15 protein-coding genes and 1 tRNA gene are annotated in these 21,760 nt (G+C 66.4%); 6 read left to right on the forward strand and 10 right to left on the reverse strand.

The genetic code is table 11. The features are described 5' to 3' along the window. Window positions 1-58: 58 nt before the first annotated feature. Window positions 59-135 (reverse strand) — tRNA-Lys (locus tag H556_RS0102355). Between the two features lie 240 nt (window positions 136-375). Here H556_RS0102355 and H556_RS0102360 point away from each other — a divergent pair. The 4 genes from H556_RS0102360 (at window position 376) to H556_RS0102375 (ending at window position 7,889) form a co-directional block, all read left to right on the forward strand. Further along, on the forward strand, window positions 376-648 hold the full coding sequence (locus H556_RS0102360; RefSeq protein WP_024352914.1) for a hypothetical protein: 273 nt from the start codon (window positions 376-378) through the stop codon (window positions 646-648). Between the two features lie 55 nt (window positions 649-703). Further along, a complete protein-coding gene (locus H556_RS0102365) occupies window positions 704-2,491 on the forward strand; it encodes an autotransporter assembly complex protein TamA (protein ID WP_024352915.1) in 1,788 nt (595 codons plus the stop codon). After that, window positions 2,488-6,726: a translocation/assembly module TamB domain-containing protein gene (locus tag H556_RS0102370; protein WP_024352916.1), complete on the forward strand. Its 4,239-nt coding sequence runs from the start codon at window positions 2,488-2,490 to the stop codon at window positions 6,724-6,726. Before H556_RS0102365 ends, H556_RS0102370 begins: the two co-directional genes overlap by 4 nt. An 86-nt stretch (window positions 6,727-6,812) precedes the next feature. Continuing rightward, on the forward strand, window positions 6,813-7,889 hold the full coding sequence (locus tag H556_RS0102375; protein WP_024352917.1) for a PA0069 family radical SAM protein: 1,077 nt from the start codon (window positions 6,813-6,815) through the stop codon (window positions 7,887-7,889). Here H556_RS0102375 and H556_RS0102380 read toward each other — a convergent pair whose 3' ends face one another. Continuing rightward, the gene (locus tag H556_RS0102380) at window positions 7,890-9,131 is read right to left on the reverse strand and encodes a class I SAM-dependent RNA methyltransferase (protein ID WP_024352918.1); all 1,242 of its coding nucleotides are present in this window, start codon (window positions 9,129-9,131) and stop codon (window positions 7,890-7,892) included. Window positions 9,132-9,288: 157 nt separating this feature from the next. Here H556_RS0102380 and H556_RS0102385 point away from each other — a divergent pair, with 157 nt between their 5' ends. Then, complete coding sequence (locus H556_RS0102385; protein WP_029673143.1) at window positions 9,289-9,942, forward strand: glycine zipper 2TM domain-containing protein; 654 nt, start codon at window positions 9,289-9,291, stop codon at window positions 9,940-9,942. A gap of 72 nt (window positions 9,943-10,014) precedes the next feature. Here H556_RS0102385 and H556_RS0102390 read toward each other — a convergent pair whose 3' ends face one another. The 8 genes from H556_RS0102390 to H556_RS0102415 all read right to left on the reverse strand — a co-directional run bounded on the left by H556_RS0102390 (window position 10,015) and on the right by H556_RS0102415 (window position 19,997). Beyond that, window positions 10,015-10,740, reverse strand: coding sequence for a TlyA family RNA methyltransferase (locus H556_RS0102390; RefSeq protein WP_024352920.1), 726 nt, complete (start codon window positions 10,738-10,740; stop codon window positions 10,015-10,017). Window positions 10,741-10,744: 4 nt separating this feature from the next. Next, entirely contained in the window at window positions 10,745-13,486 is a 2,742-nt protein-coding gene (locus H556_RS0102395; RefSeq protein ID WP_024352921.1) for a valine--tRNA ligase, read from the reverse strand. A gap of 137 nt (window positions 13,487-13,623) precedes the next feature. Beyond that, on the reverse strand, window positions 13,624-14,139 hold the full coding sequence (locus H556_RS16590; RefSeq protein ID WP_245559398.1) for a hypothetical protein: 516 nt from the start codon (window positions 14,137-14,139) through the stop codon (window positions 13,624-13,626). Beyond that, window positions 14,105-16,654 (reverse strand): class I SAM-dependent DNA methyltransferase, encoded by a 2,550-nt coding sequence (locus H556_RS15545; RefSeq protein ID WP_245559399.1) that lies wholly within the window; start codon window positions 16,652-16,654, stop codon window positions 14,105-14,107. Before H556_RS15545 ends, H556_RS16590 begins: the two co-directional genes overlap by 35 nt. After that, entirely contained in the window at window positions 16,651-16,995 is a 345-nt protein-coding gene (locus tag H556_RS16595; protein WP_245559400.1) for a type IIL restriction-modification enzyme MmeI, read from the reverse strand. Before H556_RS16595 ends, H556_RS15545 begins: the two co-directional genes overlap by 4 nt. Window positions 16,996-17,171: 176 nt before the next feature. Continuing rightward, the gene (gene hutI / locus H556_RS0102405; RefSeq protein WP_419185424.1) at window positions 17,172-18,389 is read right to left on the reverse strand and encodes an imidazolonepropionase; all 1,218 of its coding nucleotides are present in this window, start codon (window positions 18,387-18,389) and stop codon (window positions 17,172-17,174) included. Then, the gene (locus tag H556_RS0102410) at window positions 18,389-19,291 is read right to left on the reverse strand and encodes an agmatinase family protein (protein WP_024352923.1); all 903 of its coding nucleotides are present in this window, start codon (window positions 19,289-19,291) and stop codon (window positions 18,389-18,391) included. The genes hutI and H556_RS0102410 overlap by 1 nt, the downstream gene beginning before the upstream one ends. A gap of 4 nt (window positions 19,292-19,295) precedes the next feature. Continuing rightward, complete coding sequence (locus H556_RS0102415; protein ID WP_035302770.1) at window positions 19,296-19,997, reverse strand: UTRA domain-containing protein; 702 nt, start codon at window positions 19,995-19,997, stop codon at window positions 19,296-19,298. Window positions 19,998-20,083: 86 nt separating this feature from the next. Between H556_RS0102415 and hutU the strand changes: the two genes are divergently transcribed. Next, window positions 20,084-21,760 (forward strand): urocanate hydratase, encoded by a 1,677-nt coding sequence (gene hutU / locus H556_RS0102420; protein ID WP_024352925.1) that lies wholly within the window; start codon window positions 20,084-20,086, stop codon window positions 21,758-21,760.

The following is a 21,760-nucleotide window of genomic DNA, read 5'->3' on the forward strand; positions in this document are numbered from 1 at the left end:
TTTCAGGTCACGAGGCCGACAGGCCAGCCTGAACATCTACTGATTTTTGAGTGGAAAATGGTACGCCCCCCCGGGCTCGAACCGGGGACCCTCTGATTAAAAGTCAGATGCTCTAACCAACTGAGCTAGGGGCGCACATCGCGTCTGCGAAGAGGCGCGGAACATACGGTCGAGTTTCTGATCCGGCAAGCCGATATTTCGGAAAATTTGTTGGAAAACAAACACCCCGGATATGCCAGGCTGGAAAGGGTCTGGAGAGGCGGCGCAATGCTCGTTCGGGTTCAGATTGCGTTCAGAGATTCCACGCAACACCGTGGCGTGCGGGAACCTCCGTCCCCTTTTTCACGTTTCCAGCCCCTGAAAGGGGGAATCTCCATGAGCCAATTCATTCCGAAGCGTCTGCTGCTCGGCGCCGTCGCCCTGGGCGCCATGGCTGCGCTGGCGGCCTGTGAGGAGCCTCGCCACGAACCGGCCCCTGCTCCGGCGCCGGTCGTTGAACCCGAAACCCCCGCCGCCGAGGACGCCGCCGCGCCGACAGCAGCAGAAGCCCCCGACACGCCGCCGACCGCGCCTGTCGAAGCCCTGCCGCCCGACCATCGCTCCTCCGAGGAGACGGTGCAGCCTGAAAGCGATACGCTGTTTTACTGATTCCATCGGCGCAGACGGCTAAGTGCGGCGTGTTAACCACACACAGGGTTCAGATTTGACGTCGAGGCTCCCCCTCCTTCTAGCCACCGCGGCCCTGTGCGCCTTCGCCACACAGGCGACTGCCGAGCCGAGGGCCCAGATTCGCGGCGAGATCGACGCCGATTTGAAGCGACAGCTGGAACAGGCGGTGGGTCAGGTCGACGGCGCGCCGGCCAATCGCTTTGAAGCCCGTCGTCGCGCGCGGGCGGCGCTGGAATCGGCGCAGGCCTTGTTGCGGTCTGAAGGCTATTATCAGGCCACGGTCCAGGATCAGGTCGAAGGCGAGGAAACGCCTGTCGCCATCGTCGAGGTCACGCCCGGCCGCCGGTTCGTTCTGGGAGACGCCAAGGTCAACTGGAGCGCGCCCGCCCCGGACGCAGACACCAGCGCCGCGGTTATAGAGAACATCCAGCTGAAGCCCGGCGAGCCCGGCCGAGCGGCTGACGTGCTGGCTGCCGAGGGACGCTTGATCGCCGACCTGACCCGTCGCGGCTATGCAGACGCCGTCGCCCAGCCCCGCCGGGTCGTCGTGGATCATGCGACTTTTCTGGTGGAGCCCGGCTTCAATGTGGCGTCCGGCAAACTGGTGCGGCTGGACGGCATCCAACTGCGGACACGCGGCCCGACCAAGCCGGATTGGATCCAGAGCCTTGTCCCCTGGCAGGAAGGCGACCGTTACGATCCAGAAGACGTCGCCGAGCTGGAGCGCCGCCTGCTGGACACCGGCGTCTATGACGGCGTGGGCGTCGCCCTGTCGTCGCTGGACGATACGCGCCCGGACGGCTTGAGGCCGGTTGTCGTCACCCTGGCCGATCGGCCGGTCAGCCTGCTTGAGGCAGGCGCCAGCTATTCGACCTACGAGGGCGTCGGCGTCGATATCTTCCGCACCCGCTACAACCGCTTCGGCCGCGCCGACACGCTGCGGTACGGGGCGCGGATCGCCAGCATCGACAGTCGCATCGGCGGCGAGTGGTCGCAGCCCCACTGGCGGCGCGCGGGTCGGACGCTGAAACTGTCGTCCTTCATCGTCAACGAACAGACCGACGCCTATGACCGCAGCGCCCTGACGGTTGCGGCGGACCTGTCCCAGCGTCTCGGCAAGACGTCCTGGTTCAGCTACGGCCTGGGCGTGGACGCGGGGCGATATACGGAATACCGCTTCGATCCCCTGACGCAGACGCCGATCACCCTGGACCGGGACCTGGCGATCGTCACCCTGCGGGGCAGCGCCTTTATGGATCGCTCCAACGATCCGCTGAACCCGACGACCGGCTACCGCCTCTCCGTTTCAGCCCAGCCGACCGCAGTGACGGGCGAGGACACGGTCATGTTCCTGCGCACCGAGGGACAGGCCAGCGCCTATCTGCCGCTGCAGGACGGCGCGAAGACAGTTCTGGCCGGGCGCGCCCGTATCGGCTCGATCATCGGCGGCGAAGAGCTGACGGTTCCCTCTGACCGCCTGTTCTATTCCGGCGGCGGCGGCTCGGTGCGCGGCTATTCCTATCAGAGCATCAACCCGCGCCTGCCGGACAACCGTCCGCGCGGCGGCCTGTCGCTGTTTGAAACCTCACTAGAGGTGCGGCGCGATATCGGCGAGAAGTTCCAGGCAGTCGCCTTTGTCGACGCCGGCGCCGTCGGCTTTCAGGAAACGCCGAACTTCAGCAACATGCGTTACGGCGCAGGGGTCGGCGTCCGCTACAAGCTGCCGTTCGGTCCCGTCCGCGCCGACGTCGCCTTCCCGCTGAACAAGCGCGAAGGCGATTCAGGATTCCAGCTCTACATCAGCATCGGCCAGGCGTTTTGACCGACACTCCTCCGCCTCACGAAACGGGCGCAGACGTCGCCGACACGCCCGCCGAAAAGGCGAAGCGCAAACGCACCCGGCTTCAGCTGGCCGCCTTCATCGCCGGGGTCGTCTCTGCGGGCCTGCTGGCGCTGGTCATCGTCGCCCTGGTCGGCGGGCGGATGTATCTGGTTTCCGATCCGGGCCGTGAACTGATCACAAGCTTCGTCGCCGGCAAGAAGATCAGCCGCTACGGTCGCATCAACGTCGAAGGTCTGCAGGGCGACCTGTTCAACGATTTCCGCCTGAAACGCGTCACCGTAACCGACGAAAAGGGCGTCTGGCTCGAAGCGACTGATGTGCGCGTCGACTGGTCCTATTGGCCCCTTCTGGCGCGGCGTTTTCACGCCACCGAAATCAGCGCGGGTCAGATTCGTCTGCTGCGTCGCCCGGAGTTGGAGGCGCCCACCGAGCCGGGCGGCCCGCAAGCCATCTCCATCGACATCGACCGCTTCAGCGCCAATGTCGAATTGATGGAGGATTTCTCCAAGGAATACGGCCGCTGGACGCTGAGCGGCGACGCCGCAATTCCGCGCAAGGGCGTCAAGACCGCCAACGTCAACGCCTACAGCCTGAACCGCAAGGGCGACTATCTGCGCCTGGCCGCCGCCTTCGGCGACAAGCCCGAAGACCTGCGCGTCAACCTTCGCGCCAATGAGGCCCAGGGCGGACCGATCGCCGGTTCGCTGGGCTATTCGCCTGACCAGCCCTTCTCGGCTGTCGCCGTGGTGAACGGCGAGGTCATCGACGTGGCCGTGCAGACCGGCCAATTCCGCCCCCTGCTGGTCAAAGGGACCTATGGCGACAACGGCGCCAAGGTCTCGGGCTATGCTGACTTCTCGGGCTCCGACCTGCTGGAGCCGTTCGTCGAGCGCATCGGCCGCACCGCCCGCTTCGGCTTCGCCATGACGCCGGACGCCAAACGCGAGGGCTATCAGGGCGTGGCCTGGCGCCTGTACGCCGACAACATTGAATCCAGCGCGCGCGGCCTGATCCGCACGACGGACAACACCGCGCCGGAAGGCATCAACCTGGAACTGACCACGCCGTCGCTCAGCCGTCTGGTCGGCAGCCCGGTCGCCGGTCCGGCCGCCTATACCGGCGTGTTCAAGGGCGACGCTCAGGTATGGAGCCTGCAAGGTTCGGCCAGTCTGCTGAACGCCGACATCGCCTCCTATCGCGCCACGCGCATCTCGGGTCCGGTCAACATCGCCGCCAACAAGGGTCGTATCGACGTGACGACCGACGTGCGGGCGGTCGGCGGTTCCTCGGCCGGTATCATCGGCGCCCTGTTGGGCGCGACGCCGCACATACAGATGGAAGGCGTCCGCATGGCCGATGGCGCCATGCTGCTGAAGAAGGTCGATGCGCGCGGCCAGGGCCTGACCCTGACCGGCTCGGGCGGACGCAGCCTAAACGGGGGCCTCAACTTTACGGGTCGCGCCGAACTGACCGACCTGTCGCGCATTCAGCCCGGCGCCCGCGGGGCCTTTGGCGGACCGATCCGCGCTTCGTCCGCTCGGACCGGCGCGCCCTGGGTCCTCAGCTTCGACGGGCGCGGCTCTCGCATGGCCATCGGCATGGAAGAGCTGGATCGTCTTCTGGGCGCGACGCCGCGCCTGCAACTGGCCGGGTCGCTGAACGACGGCGTCGTCTCCATCAACACCGGCGAACTGACCGGCGCCGCCGGACGCGCAGGCGCCAAGGGGCGTATCGAGGGCTCTAAACTGCGCCTTGCCCTGGACTGGGACGCACGCGGTCCCTTCGGCGTCGGCCCGGTCGCCATCGACGGCGCCATGTCGGGCGACGGCGCCCTGACCGGCACCCTGGCCCAGCCGCGCGCCGACCTGCGCGCCGCCTTCGACAAGGTGGCTGCGGGCGGGCTGATCCTGACCAAGGCCGATCTGATCCTCAGCTTCCGCAAGGGCGCTGACGCCTCGGACGGCCGCGTGGTGCTGACCTCCGGCTCGAACTACGGACCGGCGCGCGCCTCGGGGAACTTCTATCTGGGCGGTCCGCGCCTGCGTCTGTCGGATGTCGATGTGAACGCAGGCGGCGTCACGGCTCAGGGCGACGTGGCTTTGTCGAACAACTTCCCCTCCAGCGCCGATCTGACCTTCACCGCGCGCCAGGGCGCCTTCCTGGCCTCGGGCGAGGCCAACGGCCGGGTGCGCCTGACCGAGGGCGCGGGCGATCAGACCGCCGTGCTGGACATCACCGGCCGCAACGTACGCCTGACGGGTCAGGACTGGACCCTGCGAAATCTGTCGCTGAAAGGCCAGGGCACGCTGGAACGCCTGCCCTTCACCGTGGCTGCCGATGTGGGCGGCGCCAATCCGGTCCAGTTCAACGGTTCCGGCGAATACTCCCGCCAGGGCCCGGCGCAGAGCCTGACCCTGCGCGGCGGCGGCCGTGTGCGCGAGATCGCCTTCACCACCCGTGCGCCCGCCGTCTTCGCCATCAACGGCGACGGCCGCGTAGCGCGGCTGGACCTGGGCGTCGGCGGCGGCGTCCTGACCGGCGAACTGAAGCAGGACAAGCAGGGCGCGGCCATCCAGGCTGACCTGACCAATGTCGAAATGGGTTCGCTGCTTCCCGATCTGCGCGGTCAGGTGACCGGCCGCGTCTCGATGCAGGGACAGGGCGACACCCTGCGCGGCTCGGCCAATGTAGACCTGAAGCAACTACGCAGCATCGACGCGCCGCGGGGTCTGGCGGTCGACGGCACGCTGAACGCCGACCTGACCGGCGACGTGCTGCGCCTGCGCGCTCAGGCCCATGACGGAACCGCCGTTCAGGCGACAGCCGACGTCAGCCTACCGGTCGAAACCTCGGCCGCTCCGCTGCGTCTGGCCATCGCCCGGACCCGGGACATGTCGGGTCAGGTGGCTATTCGCGGTCAGATCCAGCCGATCTGGGACCTGTTCCTGGGCGGCGCCCAATCGCTGTCCGGTCAGGTGAACGGCCAAGCCACGCTGGCGGGCACGCTGAACGCGCCCCGACTGAACGGCCGACTGGACATGACGCAGGGCGCCTTCCGCGACAGCGCCTCGGGTCTGCGCCTGGAGAATGTGACTCTCGCCAGCCGTTTCAACGACAGCCAGGCCGTGATCGAACAGTTTCAGGCCACCGACGGGCTGAAGGGCGAGGTTTCCGGCAATGGCGATATCGGCCTGCGTCAGGGATCGCCCTCGACGTTGCGGCTGGAACTGACGCGCTTCCGCATCATCGACAACGACATCGCCAAGGCCCGCGCCAACGGCCGCCTGACAGCAGTGCGCGGCGCGAACGGCGACATTCAACTGACCGGCGACCTGAACATCGACGACGCCGAGATCTCGCCGAACCTGCCCGGCTCCACCGGCATCGTCAAAATGGACGTGGTCGAGATCAACCGTCCCGGCGGCGACCCCGTTCAGACCGAGCAGAAGGCGCGAGGCGGTCCCAGGATCGGCCTGAACCTGAACCTGACCGGACGGGAAATCTATGTGCGCGGTCGCGGTCTGAACGTCGAACTGGCCGCCAATGCGCGGGTACGCGGCACGATCGCCGATCCTCAGTTGTCCGGCACGGCCAATGTGGTGCGCGGCGACTATGAGTTCGCGGGCAAGCGTTTCGTCTTTGACGATCGCGGCTCCGTCACCCTGTCGACCGACCCATCGCGGATCCGCCTCAACCTTGAAGCCGTCCGCGAGGACCCTGCCCTGACCGCCGTGATCAAGGTCACCGGCACGGCCGCAGCGCCCAAGATCGAACTGACCTCGACCCCCGCCCTGCCTCAGGACGAAATTCTGTCGCAGGTGCTGTTCGGGCGATCCGCAGCCCAACTGTCCCCGTTCGAGGCGGCCCAACTCGCTTCGGCGGTCGCTTCACTCGCGGGCGGCGGCGGCTTCGACGTGATCGGCAACCTGCGCGAACTGGCCGGGCTGGATCGTCTGTCTTTCAGCGGCGAGGCGTCCAGCCTGACCGTCGCGGGCGGCCGCTACATCACCGACGACATCTATCTAGAGGTCATCGGCGGCGCCGAACGCGGGGCGGCGGTCAGCGTCGAGTGGCAGGTCCGCCGCAACCTCGCCGTAACTTCCAAGTTCGGCGGCGAAGGCGACACCTCCCTGTCCGTGCGCTGGCGTCGCGAGGGCCCGCGCCCTGGCGGCGACCGGCGCGACCGCAGGCCTAACGCCTCAGCACGGCGCTGATCTGAGCCAGAGCGCGACCCAAACGCCTGGCGCTCGGCGCTATTTTTGTTCTTGATTTGTTCTCATCGGTCCCGCATCCTGCGGCCATGAGTAAGGCGATCAACGGACGCGGCGCACGCTCCAACGCCTCGGGTCGGTATGAAGCCGATCGGCGCGAGGCTTATGACGACGGCTGGACGGATCAGGACGAGGCGGTTCCTCCGCTTCGCACGACCCTGTCCCCGGAACGCGCCCGCACCATCATCGCCAAAAATACGAGTCCCGACGTCGGCTTCGATCGCTCCATCAACCCCTATAAGGGCTGCGAACATGGCTGCATCTACTGCTACGCCCGTCCGTCCCATGCCTGGATGGGCCTATCCCCGGGCCTGGATTTCGAGAGCCGGATCTTCTTCAAGCCGGACGCCGCGCGTCTGTTGGAACAGGAACTCTCAAAGCCCCGGTACGTCTGTCGGCGCATCCACATAGGGGGCAACACCGACCCCTATCAGCCGGTCGAGCGCGAAACAGGTTCTACCCGCTCGATCCTTGAGGTGATGCAACGGTTCAACCATCCCTTCAGCATCATCACCAAATCGGTGCTGATCGCGCGCGACGCCGACATCCTGGGCGATATGGGACGGCGGGGCCTGGCCTCCGCCTTCGTCTCCATCACCACATTGGACCGCAAGCTGGCGCGGGCGATGGAGCCGCGCGCGTCAACCCCTGCCAAACGGCTGGAGGCGATCAGCCGTCTGACCGACGCGGGCTGCCCGGTCGGCGTCGGCTTCGCTCCCGTCATCCCCGGTCTGAATGATCATGAGCTGGAAGCGGTGCTGGAGGCGGCTCAGAAGGCCGGTGCGACCTCGGCCATGTACGTGACCCTGCGCCTGCCGCTCGAAATCAAGGACCTGTTCCGCGAATGGCTGGCCGACGCCCGCCCTGATCGCGCGGCGCGCGTCATGTCCCTGATCCGCCAGACGCGCGGCGGCAAGGACTATGATCCCGACTGGTCGCAACGGATGAAGGGAACCGGCCCCGTCGCCGAACTGATCGCTACGCGCTTCAAGGCGGCGATCAAACGCTATGGACTGGACGCCCCGCGGCAGTCTCTAGACGTGACCCAGTTCCGCGTCCCGGCCGACGCCCGACCTCAACTGGACCTGTTCGATCTGGCGTCCTGATCAGCGCCGGAAGACGCCGACCAGTTCGATATGAGTCGACCAGATAAACTGATCGATCGGCGTGACCTTCTCCAGCTGGAAACCGGCGTCGACCAGCACCCGCGCATCGCGGGCGAAAGTCTGGGGATTGCACGACACCCCGACAACGACTGAGGCCTTGGTTCCCGGCAATTGCTGCGTCTGCTCCAGTGCGCCTGCGCGCGGCGGATCCAGCACAATGGCTTCGCAGCCCTTGAGGTCATAGGGCGACAACGGACGGCGGAACAGGTCGCGCGCCTGAGCTTCGATTCCCTTCAAACCCTGAGCCGTGCTCACGCCTGCCTTCAGGGCGGCGATGGAAGAAGCAGCAGAATCGGCGGCGGTCACGCTGGCGACATCGGCCAGCGGGAAGGTGAATGTGCCGGCCCCACAGAACAGATCGGCGACTTTCTTGGCCCCCTTCACCGCCGCGACCGCGCGCGCGACCATCGCAGCTTCCGCAGCGGGCGACGCCTGCAGGAAGGCGCCCGGCGGCAGGGGTACGGAGGCGCGCCCGAACCGCACGCGCGGCTGGCGCGCCATGACCAGCGTGTCGCCATCCAGACTGAGCCGCGCCAGATCGGCCTCGGCCGCCGCCGCGATGGCCAGCGCCAGTTGATCACCGTTCAGGCCGCCTGACCGCTTCTCAACGCCGGTCACGTCAACATCCAGACCGCTATCGGTCAGGGTGACATGCAGGGTCGGCGCCGATTTCGGATGCCCCAGCAAGGGCGCGGCGACTTTCGCCAGGGCGGGCAGAGCCGCCGTCAGTTGCGGATCCGACAATGGACAGTCGGTCAGTTCGACCACACGCCACGACTTGCGCGCCTTGAACCCCAGGATGACCCGCCCGTCCGGCGCCTTGCGCGCGTGCAATGCCAGGCGCCGACGACTGCCCAGCGGCGTGGCCACGGCCGCCTCGACTTCAGTCTCCAATCCCTCACGCGCCAGCGTCTGGATGACCACCTCGCGCTTCCAAGCCAGATAGGGTTCCTCGGCCCAGTGCTGCAGCGGCGCCACGCCGCATTCGGCATAGGTCTGCGAGTGGATCGGGCGCCGATCAGGGCTGGCCTCGATCAGGTCGAAGCGCTCGGCCCGGCCGTCCTTGACCTCGGCGGCGACCACCTCGCCCGGCAAGGCGCCCGTCACGAAGACCGGGCCGTCGGCGGTGTCGGCGATCCCGTCGCCCTGATGGCCCATGCGGGCGATGGTCAGCGTCTGCATCATGCGCGCCTTCTAGCGACATCTGCACGAAAATCGAAACATGAACGAAGATGAACGAGGCGCTCAAAAGCCGTTCAGCTTCGCCGTCCTATCAATGGCTGCAACAGACGGCGGCCTGATCCGTTCAGGTGCGGCATCCGTCGAAGGAACAGAAACGATGATCGCTCTCATCTCGAAAAAAGCCTCGGCCGCCGCCATCGCCGCCCTGGCCTGCGCCTCTGCCGCCGCCCTGCCCGGCGTCGCCTCGGCCCAGAGCTACGGCTACGACTATCCGCCTGCCTATGGTTACGGCGCCAACGGCTACAGCCAGGGAACCTATTACGACCCCTGCGTCCGCGATCAACGTCAGCGCGCCACGACCGGCGGTGTTCTGGGCGCCGCCATCGGCGCCATCGCCGGGTCCCAGATGGCCGCGCGCGGCCGCCGCACCGAAGGCAGCGCCCTGGGCGGGGTTCTGGGCGCCGCGATCGGCGCGGGCGTGGGCAACAGCTCGGCCGCCTGCGACAGCCGCGCTCGCCGCGACGCCGACTACGGCTATCAAGGGACCTATGTCCCGCCGGCCTATGGTTATGACAACCGGGGTTACGACAGCCGCAGCTATGACAATCGCGCCTATGACCGTCGTTATGACGACCGCCGCGACAGCTATGACTACTATCGGGAGTATCCCGACACCTACGCCTCCACGCCCCGCGACGCCGATCAGTGCCGCTTGGCCGAGAGCAACATCCGTCTTCCCGACGGTCGTATGGAGACGCGCTACGTGCGCACCTGCATGGACCAATCGGGCCGTTATCGCGTCGTCGATTAAGTTTCAGCCCCCCTGTCAATCGACGATGTGAAGAGGGCCGCCGGCGATCCGGCGGCCCTCAAATCGTTTCAGTCAGGGCTTTTGCGCCCAGAGCAGGAACTCGACATTGCCGTCGCCGCCGGTGATCGGACTGTCGGCGACCTCACGCACGCTCCAGCCGCCAGCTTCCAGCCAGTCGCGCACGCGGGCCACGGCTGCGGCATGCGCCTCGGGGTCCTTGACCACGCCCTTCTTGCCGACCGCTTTGGGGCCCTCCGCCTCGAATTGAGGCTTCACCAGAGTAATCAGGTCCGCCCCCGACGCCGCCAGTTCGAGGGCGACGGGCAGCACCTTCAACAGGCTGATGAAGCTGGCGTCGCAGACGATCAGAGACGGCGCGTCGGTGATGAGCTCAGGCGTCAGGTCGCGGGCGTCCGTCTTTTCCAGATTGGTCACACGGAGATCGGCGGCGACTGTCGGGTGAAGCTGGCCCGTGCCGACATCCACGGCGAACACCCGCGCCGCGCCGCGATCCAGACAGACCTCGGTGAAGCCGCCAGTCGAGGCGCCGACGTCGAGCACGACCCGCCCCTCGACCGCGACCGGCCACAGGTCCAGCGCTCGCTCCAGCTTCAGCGCGCCGCGTCCGACCCAGCGATGGGCGGCCTCGGCCTCGATGACGGCGTCCTCGGCGACCTTTTCCGAAGGCTTGGCGACCGCGCGGCCGTCGGCTTTCACCAACCCCGCCTCAATGGCGGCTCGGGCGCGAGCGCGGCTGTCGAAGACGCCCCGCGCGACAAGAAGCTGGTCGATCCTCACGCCCTTACAGGGATTCCAGCCGCTTCAACGCAGCCTGCAGGCGGGCCTTGCCCTCCTCCGCTTCAGCCAGTTTGGCGCGCTGTTCATCGACGACTTCCGGCGCCGCACGCGACACGAAGTTGGGGTTGCCCAGCTTCTTATTCACATGGCCGATGTCAGCGTCGAAGGCGGCGATTTCTTTCTCGAGGCGCGCGCGCTCGGCGGCGAGGTCGATGATGCCCGCCAACGACAGGGCGACCGTCGCCCCGCCCGAAACGAAGGTCACGGCCCCGGCCGGCGCGGCCTCGGCCACGGCCAACTCGGACACGCGGCCCAGGGTCAGGATCAGGTCGCGGTGGCGCGTGATGCGCTCGGCCGTAGCCGCGTCCGGGGCGACGAAGGCCAGCGGCGGCTTGGCCGACGGCGGCACGTTCATCTCGGCCCGCAGGGCGCGGATTTCGCCGATCAGATCGACCAGCCAGCCGATCTCTGCCTCGGCCGAGGCATCGACAAAGGCATCCGGCAGCACCGGCCAGGTCTCACCCATCAGCAGGCCGTCGCGCGCCGGGCCTTCCCTGCCCAGTTCGGCCCACAGTTCCTCTGTGATGTAGGGCATGACCGGGTGCAGCAGCTTCAGCGTCTGGTCGATGGTCCAGGCGGTCATGGCGCGCGTCTCGGCCTTTGCCGCTTCATCAGCGCCGTTGAACACCGGCTTGGCCAGTTCCAGATACCAGTCGCAGAAGACGTTCCAGATGAAGCGATACAGGGCGCCCGCCGCATCATCGAAACGACCGCCTTCGATAGCGTCCGACACCTGACGCTCGGCCTTGGTCAGTTCGCCGCGGATCCAGCGGTTGATCGTCTGCTGCACGCCAGCAGGGTCGAAACCCTCGACGCGACGCGCCTCGTTCATCTGGCTAAAGCGGGCGGCGTTCCACAGCTTGGTGCCGAAATTGCGATAACCTTCAATGCGCTGTTTCGAAAGTTTGATGTCGCGCGTGCCCGACAGGATGGCCATGGTGAAGCGCAGCGGATCGGCGCCCAGTTCGTCGATGATGCCCAGAGGGTCGATGACGTTGCCCTTGGACTTCGACATCTTCTGGCCCTTCTCGTCGCGGACCAGACCGTTGATGATGATGCGCTTGAACGGGACTTCGCCGTCCATGAAGTGCATCCCCATCATCATCATCCGGGCGACCCAGAAGAAGATGATGTCCGCCGCCGTGACCAGATCGCTGGTCGGATAGAAGCGCTCCAGATCTTCGGTCTTTTCCGGCCAGCCCATGGTGGAGAAGGGCCACAGGGCAGAACTGAACCAGGTGTCCAGAACGTCCTCGTCCTGGGTCAGCACGACCTCGGAATCATAGTCGGACAACGCCTGTTCACGGGCGTCCTCTTCCGTTTCGGCGACGTAGATTTCGCCATTCGGACCGTACCAGGCTGGGATGCGGTGCCCCCACCACAGCTGGCGCGAGATGCACCACGGCTCGATGTTGCGCAGCCATTCGAAATAGATCTTCTCATAGCTCTTCGGCTCGAAGACGGTCGCGCCGTGCTCGACCGCCTTCAGGGCGGGCTGGGCCATGACCTTGGCGTCGACGTACCACTGGTCCGTCATCCACGGCTCGATGACGACGCCAGAGCGGTCGCCGTGCGGGACCATGTGCCTGGTCTTCTCGATCTCACGCAGCCAGCCCTCTTCCTCGGCGCGGGCGACGATGGCCTTGCGCGCGGCGAAGCGGTCCATGCCCTCGTATTCTGCGGGCACGTCCGGCGTGTCGGCGGCGGTGATGCGACCGAAGGCGTCCATGACGTTCAGGGCTTCAAGTCCTGCACGCTTTCCGACCCCGAAGTCATTGAAATCGTGGGCAGGCGTGATCTTCACCGCGCCAGAACCTTTGGTCGGATCGGCATAGTCGTCGGCGACGATCGGAATGCGACGGCCGGTGATCGGCAGGGTTACGAACCTGCCGACCAGACCCTTGTAACGCTCGTCCTCAGGATGAACGGCCACGCCGGTGTCGCCCAGCATGGTCTCCGGTCGGGTCGTGGCGACGACGATGAAGTCGCGCGTCTCGAACTCCGTCGCCTTGCCGTCCTCGTCGAAGGCGACCGGGTGCTGATAGGTCACGCCGTCCGACAGCCTATAGGCGAAGTGCCAATAGGCGCCGTCGACCTCCTTCTGCTCGACCTCAAGGTCGCTGATGGCGGTCTGGAAATGCGGGTCCCAGTTCACCAGACGCTTATCGCGATAGATCAGGCCGTCCTTGTGCAACTGGACAAAGACCTTGCGGACAGCGGCGTTCAGCCCCTCGTCCAGCGTGAAACGTTCGCGCGACCAGTCGCAGGAAGAGCCCAGACGGCGCAGCTGGCGCACGATGGTCCCGCCGGACTCGGCCTTCCACTCCCACACCTTCTCGATGAAGGCGTCGCGGCCCAGATCGCGGCGACCGATGTTGCCCTCAGCCGCCAGCTTGCGCTCGACCACCATCTGGGTGGCGATGCCCGCGTGGTCGGTGCCGGGCAGCCACAGGACGGCCTTGCCCTTCATGCGGTGATAGCGGGCCAGAATGTCCTGAAGCGTGTTGTTCAGGGCGTGGCCGATGTGCAGGCTGCCGGTTACGTTCGGCGGCGGAATGACGATTGAATAGGCGTCGGCGGCGCCGTCGGTGGGCTTGGCCGCGCGCGGGGCGAACAGGCCGCTGTCCTCCCACCGGGCGTAGATGCGCGGCTCGGCGGCCTTGGGTTCGAACGTCTTCTCAAGCATGGTCATCTCGTTTCCCCGCGGCGTCGCGCGAATGCGCCGCTGATCGGGGCTGGAATTCTTCGGTAAAGCAAAGGGCGGCCCCGCCGGAACCGCCCTTATGTGACTTAATGATCGCCGCAGCCCACGGCTAGGTCAAATCAGTGCCGTCGCGGCGAGAACCACTCCTGCCCCGTGCGCTGAATCGACCCCACCGCGGCCAGGATCGCCAGCATCTGCTCAACGCGATCCGTCTTGCGGCGGCCGTTCGGCCCGGCGAAACGGCTTGACAGTTCACCAAGCGACAGCGGCCCGCCCTCAAGCCGCAAAACATCCAGGACTTCTGCGGCCAGCTCTTCCGGAGCCTCCGGCAAGGGACGGATATCCCTTATCTGGGGGCGCAATGTCTCGACCGCCCGAGCCCGCCCCGCCGGCTTCACCCGGTCCTGCTGATAAGCGGGTCGCAAGAAACGGATATCGCCTCTCGCCTCCTGACCCGCACGCTCCTGGTTCAACGCCAGCAAGGCCGCCAGAATAGCCTGATCCGTCATAGCCGAAGGCCAGCCATAGGCTCGATGAACCGCTGCATCCAACTCCCGGTGCAGACGATCCAGCTCGTCAAATCGGCCTGAGCATCGCTCATTATAGAGCGCCGTCATCGTCAGGGCGTCGTCCAAAGCCATCAACTCCTGACGCTGGGCCTCGATGGCTTCGGCAGCGACGCCGATCTCCAGGCCCGCCATTCCATCGAGACACGGGAACGGAAAGGAGTCGAAACAGGCCGTTATAGACGGGCCGGTCCTCGAGGCGCCCGCCCTGCGCCAACGCCCACAGCCCATGCGCACGGGACGACAGCACGCCCAGAACACGTGGATCATCCGACGCGACCGCCACCACCGTGTTGTCAGGCAGAACATCCGCATCCAGAAAGCGGAACCAGCGGTGCTTGGATTTCTCGACCGTAGCGATGTAGCGGGGCAGCCCGCGCAAGGCGTCGCGAAAGGCGCCTCGCGGCTCACCGAACACCCACCATTTGTCGCGATAGGCAGCCCGACTGTTCCCGTCACGCTCGACCTTCACCGTGTCTTTCAGGCGCCCAAAGAGCTGTGGCCAAAAGCGCCGGACATCGTCCTCTTCCAGGCCGTACAGGTCGATCACCTTCACGCCGCGAGGGCGGGCCGCCAGATCGCGCCCGTTTCGATAGGCCCGGATCGGCGGCGCATCCACGCAATCGCGCGCCAGTTCGTCGGCCTCGCTCTCCGAAACGATAAAGCCCGCGCCGTGCAGCTTGACGCCCGGCGAACACAGGAGTGCGTTCGCCCTCAACGGCTGCGCATGGGACATCCCGCCGCCTATGGTCAGATCGGCGCCGATATCACCCCGCTTTTCATCGAATTGAAGGACGATCTCCCCGCCTGCATCCAGGCGCTCCTCGCGGATCGTCAGCAAACGTCCCTGTCCGTTCGGGGCGCCGCGCTCGGCCACAGTCATGGCGATACGCACCTCAGCGCCACGTTCCTCGCCCTTGCTCCAGGGATGGTCAGGAATGGCGAAGGTCAGCCGCATGGGCGGCTCTCCGGTCAGGTGATGCTCCAGCACGCGGCGCGAGAAATTCTGAGTGATGGAGTTGGTGGTGATGAAGCCGAACCGCCTTAGCTGGCTCTTGGGCGCCGTCAGGATTTCAGCGGCGCGATCCCACCACGCCATGACCAGATCGGCGGAGCGGAATCGCCCCTGCCGCACATGCCACAGGGCGTCGACATAGCCATCGCCTAGCTCGCGACGAAGGTTCTTGCCCGCAATGAAGGGCGGGTTGCCGATGATGAAGTGGGCGACAGGCCATTGGGTGGGCTGGGGCCGACGATAATGCACGACCTCCGTTTCCCGGTTGAACCGCCACAGACTGATCGGGCGGCCGCGCGCATCGCGATGCAGATCTTCACCCGCCGACACGAGCAGGGCGTCGGCCCGGATGATGCGGTCGCGCCCCCGTCTTGGGGCCAATTGGCCGGCGGCGGCCAGCTGGGACGGCGCCTCTCCGTTGCGGATGCGCCATTGCAGGTACCCGATCCACATGACGACCTCGGCGATCGAGGCGGCGTGGTCGGATTTCTCAATGCCCCAGAACTGGGTCGGGTTGATCTTGCGGCGCACAGCCGCGTCGGTCGCCTCGCCTCCCAGTTGCTGCAAGGCGCTGAGGACGTCCCTCTCCAGGTCCTTCATCATGGTCATGGCGACATAGAGGAAGTTGCCCGTTCCGCAGGCGGGGTCCAGCACCCGGATCGTGCATAGTCGTCGCTGGAACCGCCGGACCGCCGCTCGCGCAGCCACGGCTTCGCCCCGGGCGTAATCGCTGAAAGCACAGGCTCGCACCGCCTCCCAGTCCGCGCGCAGCGGACCTATGATCGTCGCATCCACCAGCCGCTGCACATAGGCTCTCGGCGTGTAATGCGCGCCGAGTTCGGTGCGGTCACCGGGTTCCAGCGCGCGCTCCAGAAAGCTCCCGAAAACAGCAGGCTCTACGGCTGACCAGTCGCAGCCGGCGGCGCGTATCAACACCTCCAGATCAGCCTCGCTGAGCGGCAGCGCCACCTCCTCGCGAAACAGACCGCTGCCGAACGCAGGGACATCCTGACGCAAGGCGGCGCAGTGTCCTCCGCGCGCCAGACTGCGAAATACGGTCGCCGCGCTCAGGTGAAAGCGGGCTGCATGACCGCGATAGCTTTCCAGCAGCGTCAGAAAGCCCTTTTGGCGGATCAGACCAACGCTGTCGGCGTACATCGCCAGGATGCACTGCATCACGAACATGAAGATGCGACGATCCGTGATCGGCTGAAACGCCTGCGATGGATCATGCAGCGCCCGAGCCCGCATCGAACGCACCAGGCGCCCCAACACGCCCGAAATCTCCTGCGTCGCCGCATTCACCGGACGTTGCGTGTCAAGGCTGCGGGGGGCGTCCCATACCTTTCGCAGACGTTCCCTGATCGCCGGATCACGCAAATCCGTCAGATCGATGCGGCTGCTCTTCGCATCTGGAAACGGCGCATAGCCCCTCCCCGCCCGCTCGAAGTCAGCCCACAGGTGAATGGCCGCGCCGACATCGACCATCATCAAGAACGGCGGACATTCCGGCAGGGCCGCCGCATAGTTTTCAGCTTGAGCGTGCGCCTTGCCCATCAAGCGATTCAAGGCCTCCACGCCGTCCTTCGGCGCCTTTCGTCCCGGCCATTCAACAGGGCCGCCAACTGACGCAGGTCCATATCCTCGCCCGTAGCCTGTTGGGGCGACAGCTTGAGCTCCATCACGAAAGAGCCGTGCTTGAAGCAGTCGATGGATTTGTTGGTTATACGCCCCTCGCCGAGAGGGAATTTCACCGTGCGCTCGAAACAGTAGTCACGGTCCCCAACTGCCTGCTGCCCCGGCGCCGCGACGCCCAGGACGGCGCAGAGTTCGATGATGAAGCTCTGGCCGTTCGCCCTTTCGCTGATCGTCGCCTCGCTCCAGCGCGCGATGAATTGTTCGACGTCCATAAGCTGGTTCCTCCCCCGAAGAACCTAACCTTACCGCGAATAAATATATAACTACAACTTATTCGCGCATTCAGGACAACGCTCACGCCGACCACCTGACCGCGGCCGCCCTAACCGAGAGAGAAACAAATGTATCGCGTACCGGCACGAGGCCGCGCTCCCGCGGACCGCTTGCGTCAGAGTCCGGCTGCGCGACCCGCCACATATCGGCAGTGCAGCAGGGGCTTGCCCAGCCAATAGGCCAGTTCGGCCGGGCGGCTGATGTCCCAGACGGCCAGATCGGCGGCCTTGCCCGCCTCCACCGTGCCGATCTCATCATGCAACCCTAGCGCGCGGGCCGCATTGCGCGTGGCGCCCGCCAGAGCCTCTTCCGGCGTCAGACGGAACTGGACGCAGGCCAGGTTGATCGCCGCCGTCATCGAGGCCACGGGGGAAGTGCCGGGGTTGCAGTCCGTCGCTACCGCCATGCGCGCGCCATGCTGGCGCAACAGGGCGATCGGCGGCGCCTGCGTCTCGCGCAGCATCAGGAAGGCGCCCGGCAACAGCACCGCCACCACGCCCGCCTCGGCCATGGCCTTCACGCCCGCCTCGGTCGTGTGCTCGATATGGTCGGCCGACAGGGCCTGATAGCGGGCGGCCAGCGCCCCACCGCCGCCGTCCGATAACTGGTCGGCGTGCAGCTTGACCGGCAGGCCCAGTTCCTCGGCCTTGTCGAACAGGCGGCTGACCTCCTCGACCGAGAAGGCGATGGGCTCGCAATAGGCGTCCACCGCGTCGACCAGCCCCTCGGCATGGGCGGCGGGCAGGATTTCATCCACAGCCTTGTCCACATAGGCGGCGCGGTCGGCCTTATGCTCCGGTGGGACGGCATGAAGGCCGAGATAGGAGGTGCGCACCCGCACCCCGGCCTCGCGCCCGATGCGGCGAGCGACGCGCAGCATCTTCAGTTCGCTGTCGTGGTCTAGGCCATAGCCGGACTTGATCTCGACCGTGGTGACGCCGGTCGCCTTCAGCCCTTCCAGCCGCGCCAGGGCCGAGGCGTAGAGCTGATCCTCGCTCTCTTCGCGCGTGGCGCGCACGGACGAGACGATGCCGCCCCCGGCGCGCGCGATCTCTTCATAGGTCGCGCCTTCCAGCCGCTGCTCGAACTCGCCCGAGCGGTCGCCGCCGAAGACCAGATGGGTGTGGCAGTCGACCAGCCCAGGCGTGACCCAGCGCCCGCCCAGACGGTCGGTTTCCACAGCCTTATGCACAGGCAGGTCCGCGCGCGCCCCGACCCAGACGATGCGCCCATCCTTGATCAGGATGGCGGCGTCCTCGATTGCGCCATAGGGCTCGCCGCCCTCGGTCATGGCGGCGACGCGGCAGTCGGTGATCAGCAGATCGGCGTCGATCATCGGGCGGCGACTCCAGCCAGAATTTCACAGAACCACCGCCCTGCCGTCAGGGAGCCGAGGTCGCCGACTTCCAGCGACGGGTCGTATTCGGTCAGGTCGACGGCGCGCACCTTAGAGCAGGCGCCGATGGCGCGGGCGGCATCGAAGAAGTCGTGGACCGACACCCCGCCCGGCCGTGCGCCGGGGCTGGCGGGCCACTGGCTGCGGTCGATGACGTCGATATCGAAGTCGACGTAGATGACTTCGCACAGGGACGACAGCCGCTCCAGTTCCTCGACCACGACATTAGCCAGACCCCGCTGGCGACACTCTCGCGCGGTGCGGACGCTGATGCCTGAGCCTTCCGCCTTTTCGTGGGCGCGGCGTGTGTTGGCGAAGGGGGCGAGGCCGACCTGGCTGATGCGATGACCGTCGAGCCCATCATCCAGCAGGGCCTGAATCGGGTTGCCGTTGGTCAGGCCCTGATCCGTGTCGCGCAGGTCGAAGTGGGCGTCCAGCGTCAGGACGCCGACGCTCGAAAGCCCCTTGGCGAGCCCCAGCGCGTGGACGCCCGGCCGGGTGATGGCGTTGTTGCCGCCGACCAGAATCGTGAGGTCGCGATGGGCCTGCGCCGCCACCGCGTCGCGCACCGGCTCAAAGGCATCAAACGGCGAGACGGCCTTCAGCGCCACATCGCCCGCGTCGTGGACCTTGATATCAAGCTCCAAGCCAGTCTCAACGTCGTAGGTCGACAGGCGCGGCAGAACCCCACGCAGCGCCTTCGGCCCCAGATCACAACGGCCCGGCGTCAGCGACCGCTCGTTCAGCGGCGCACCGATCAGGGCGACGCGCGCGTCGGGATGATGGCCCACCAGATCGCCGACAGATCGCCACCCCAGGGCTTCAGACGGTTCGCTCATCGGGTCATCCTTTGGTCGGAGAGAAGCGGGCGACCAGATCATAGGCCGCGCCGGGGAAAATCTGTGAGGCCCAGGTCACGCCCTGACCGTCGCGCCAGGTGCGACGCTCAAGCCGCAGACAGGGCGCGCCGTCGGCCAGCCTCAGACCCGCCGCCGTCTCATGATCGGCGCCGACGGCAGAAATGCGGTGCTCGGCCTCGGTCCAGGGCATATGAGCCAGCAGCCAACCGCCTGGCGGCTGCGTGGTGAAATCGGCGGCTTCCGCCTCGGGCGCCGCCGTCAGTGAGATCAGGCGTCTCTCGAACACGAACGGCAGGTCATCCGCCAGATGAAGCGTCTGCAGTTCAATCACCCGCTCGCCCAGACCCTCATCGTCCTCACCCGCAGGGCGCACGATTCGGCCCAGCAGGCGGTGGGAATAGGCCAGCCCCCTGCCCTCGACCTCGGACTGGATGTCGGGGATGGCGACAAGGGCCGAGGAATGCACGGGCGGATGGGCCACGACCGTCCCAGCGCGGCGACGGCGCACCACCAGTCCCCTCGCCGCCAGATCGGACATGGCCCGCGACACCGTCATGCGGGCGCAACCGTATTCCGTGGTCAGTTCAGCCTCGGTCGGAATGCGGAAGCCCGGCCGCCACTCGCCCGAGGCGATGCGGCGCTCGATGTCGCCCGCGATGCGACGATGAAGCGGCTCCTGATCCATCATGCGAAACTGCCCCTTGCGCGCATTAATGTCTAGACATAACACTGAGCCCAACATTCGACGGCCGAAGCCGCATGGAGGATTCGATGTCCACGCCAAACACTCACCAGAATACCAGAGTGGTCCGCAGCCCGCGCGGGCCTGAAAAGACCGCAAAAACCTGGGCCGCCGAGGCCGCCATGCGGATGCTGATGAACAACCTCGACCCCGATGTGGCCGAGCGCCCTGAAGACCTGGTCGTCTATGGCGGCATCGGCAAGGCCGCGCGCAACTGGCAGGCCTTCGACACCATCGTCGACCAGCTCCAGAGGCTGGAAGCAGACGAGACGCTGATGGTCCAGTCGGGCAAGCCGGTCGGCGTGTTCCGCACTCATGTCGATGCGCCGCGCGTGCTGATCGCCAACTCCAACCTGGTGCCCAAATGGGCGACGTGGGACCACTTCAACGAACTCGATAAGAAGGGCCTGGCCATGTACGGCCAGATGACCGCCGGATCGTGGATCTACATCGGCACCCAGGGCATCGTTCAGGGCACCTATGAGACCTTCATGGAAGCGGGTCGCCAGCACTATGGCGGCGACTGGTCGGGCAAGTGGATCCTGACGGCGGGCCTGGGCGGCATGGGCGGCGCCCAGCCGCTGGCCGCGACCATGGCCGGCGCGTCCTGCATCACCATCGAGTGCCAGCGCAGCCGCATCGAGTTCCGCCTGCGCACCCGCTATGTCGACGTCATGGCCGAGACGCTGGACGAGGCCCTGACCCTGCTGGAGCAGTCATTCAAGGACAAGAAACCCTTATCGATCGGTCTGTTGGGCAATGCGGCTGATCTTCTGCCCGAAATGGTCAAGCGCGGCGTCCGCCCCGATCTGGTGACGGATCAGACCAGCGCACACGACCCGGTCAACGGCTACCTGCCCTCGGGCTGGACCGTCGCCGAGTGGGAAGAAAAGCGCGTCAGCGACCCGGCCGCCGTCGAGACCGCCGCCCGCGCGTCGATGGCGACCCACGTCAAAGCCATGCTGGACTTCCAGAAGATGGGGGTCCCCACGACCGACTACGGCAACAACATCCGTCAGGTCGCCTTTGACGAAGGCGTCGAGAACGCCTTCGACTTCCCCGGCTTCGTGCCCGCCTATATCCGCCCGCTGTTCTGCCGCGGCATCGGGCCGTTCCGCTGGGCCGCTCTGTCGGGTGATCCCGAGGACATCCGCAAGACGGATGAGGCGATGAAGAAGCTGTTCCCCGACAACGCGGGCCTGCACCGCTGGCTGGACATGGCGGGGGAGCGCATCGCCTTCCAGGGTCTGCCGGCGCGCATCTGCTGGATCGGTCTGGGCGACCGTCACCGCGCGGGCCTGATGTTCAACGAGATGGTCGCTTCGGGCGAACTGAGCGCCCCCATCGTCATCGGCCGCGATCACCTGGACAGCGGCTCCGTCGCCAGCCCGAACCGCGAGACCGAAGCCATGATGGACGGCTCGGACGCCGTGTCCGACTGGCCTCTGCTGAACGCCCTGCTGAACACGGCGTCGGGCGCGTCGTGGGTGTCGCTGCATCACGGCGGCGGGGTCGGCATGGGCTATAGCCAGCACTCAGGCGTGGTCATCGTCGCCGACGGCACCGAAGAAGCCGCCAAACGTCTGGAACGCGTTCTGTGGAACGACCCGGCCACCGGCGTCATGCGCCACGCCGACGCCGGATACGACATCGCCAAGGACGCCGCGCGCGAACATGGCCTGAACCTGCCCTCGCTGGACCTGTAA

The sequence above is a fragment of the Brevundimonas naejangsanensis DSM 23858 genome (genome assembly GCF_000421705.1).
Classification (GTDB): domain Bacteria; phylum Pseudomonadota; class Alphaproteobacteria; order Caulobacterales; family Caulobacteraceae; genus Brevundimonas; species Brevundimonas naejangsanensis.

Bases quoted from the DNA above. Each gene is read 5' to 3' on its own strand.
- H556_RS0102385 (WP_029673143.1), top strand. From the start codon at position 9,289: ATGATCGCTCTCATCTCGAAAAAAGCCTCGGCCGCCGCCATCGCCGCC.
- H556_RS0102360 (WP_024352914.1), top strand. From the start codon at position 376: ATGAGCCAATTCATTCCGAAGCGTCTGCTGCTCGGCGCCGTCGCCCTG.
- hutU (WP_024352925.1), top strand. From the start codon at position 20,084: ATGTCCACGCCAAACACTCACCAGAATACCAGAGTGGTCCGCAGCCCG.
- H556_RS0102395 (WP_024352921.1), bottom strand. From the start codon at position 13,486: ATGCTTGAGAAGACGTTCGAACCCAAGGCCGCCGAGCCGCGCATCTAC.
- H556_RS0102415 (WP_035302770.1), bottom strand. From the start codon at position 19,997: ATGGATCAGGAGCCGCTTCATCGTCGCATCGCGGGCGACATCGAGCGC.
- H556_RS0102375 (WP_024352917.1), top strand. From the start codon at position 6,813: ATGAGTAAGGCGATCAACGGACGCGGCGCACGCTCCAACGCCTCGGGT.
- H556_RS0102410 (WP_024352923.1), bottom strand. From the start codon at position 19,291: ATGAGCGAACCGTCTGAAGCCCTGGGGTGGCGATCTGTCGGCGATCTG.
- H556_RS0102380 (WP_024352918.1), bottom strand. From the start codon at position 9,131: ATGCAGACGCTGACCATCGCCCGCATGGGCCATCAGGGCGACGGGATC.
- H556_RS16595 (WP_245559400.1), bottom strand. From the start codon at position 16,995: ATGGACGTCGAACAATTCATCGCGCGCTGGAGCGAGGCGACGATCAGC.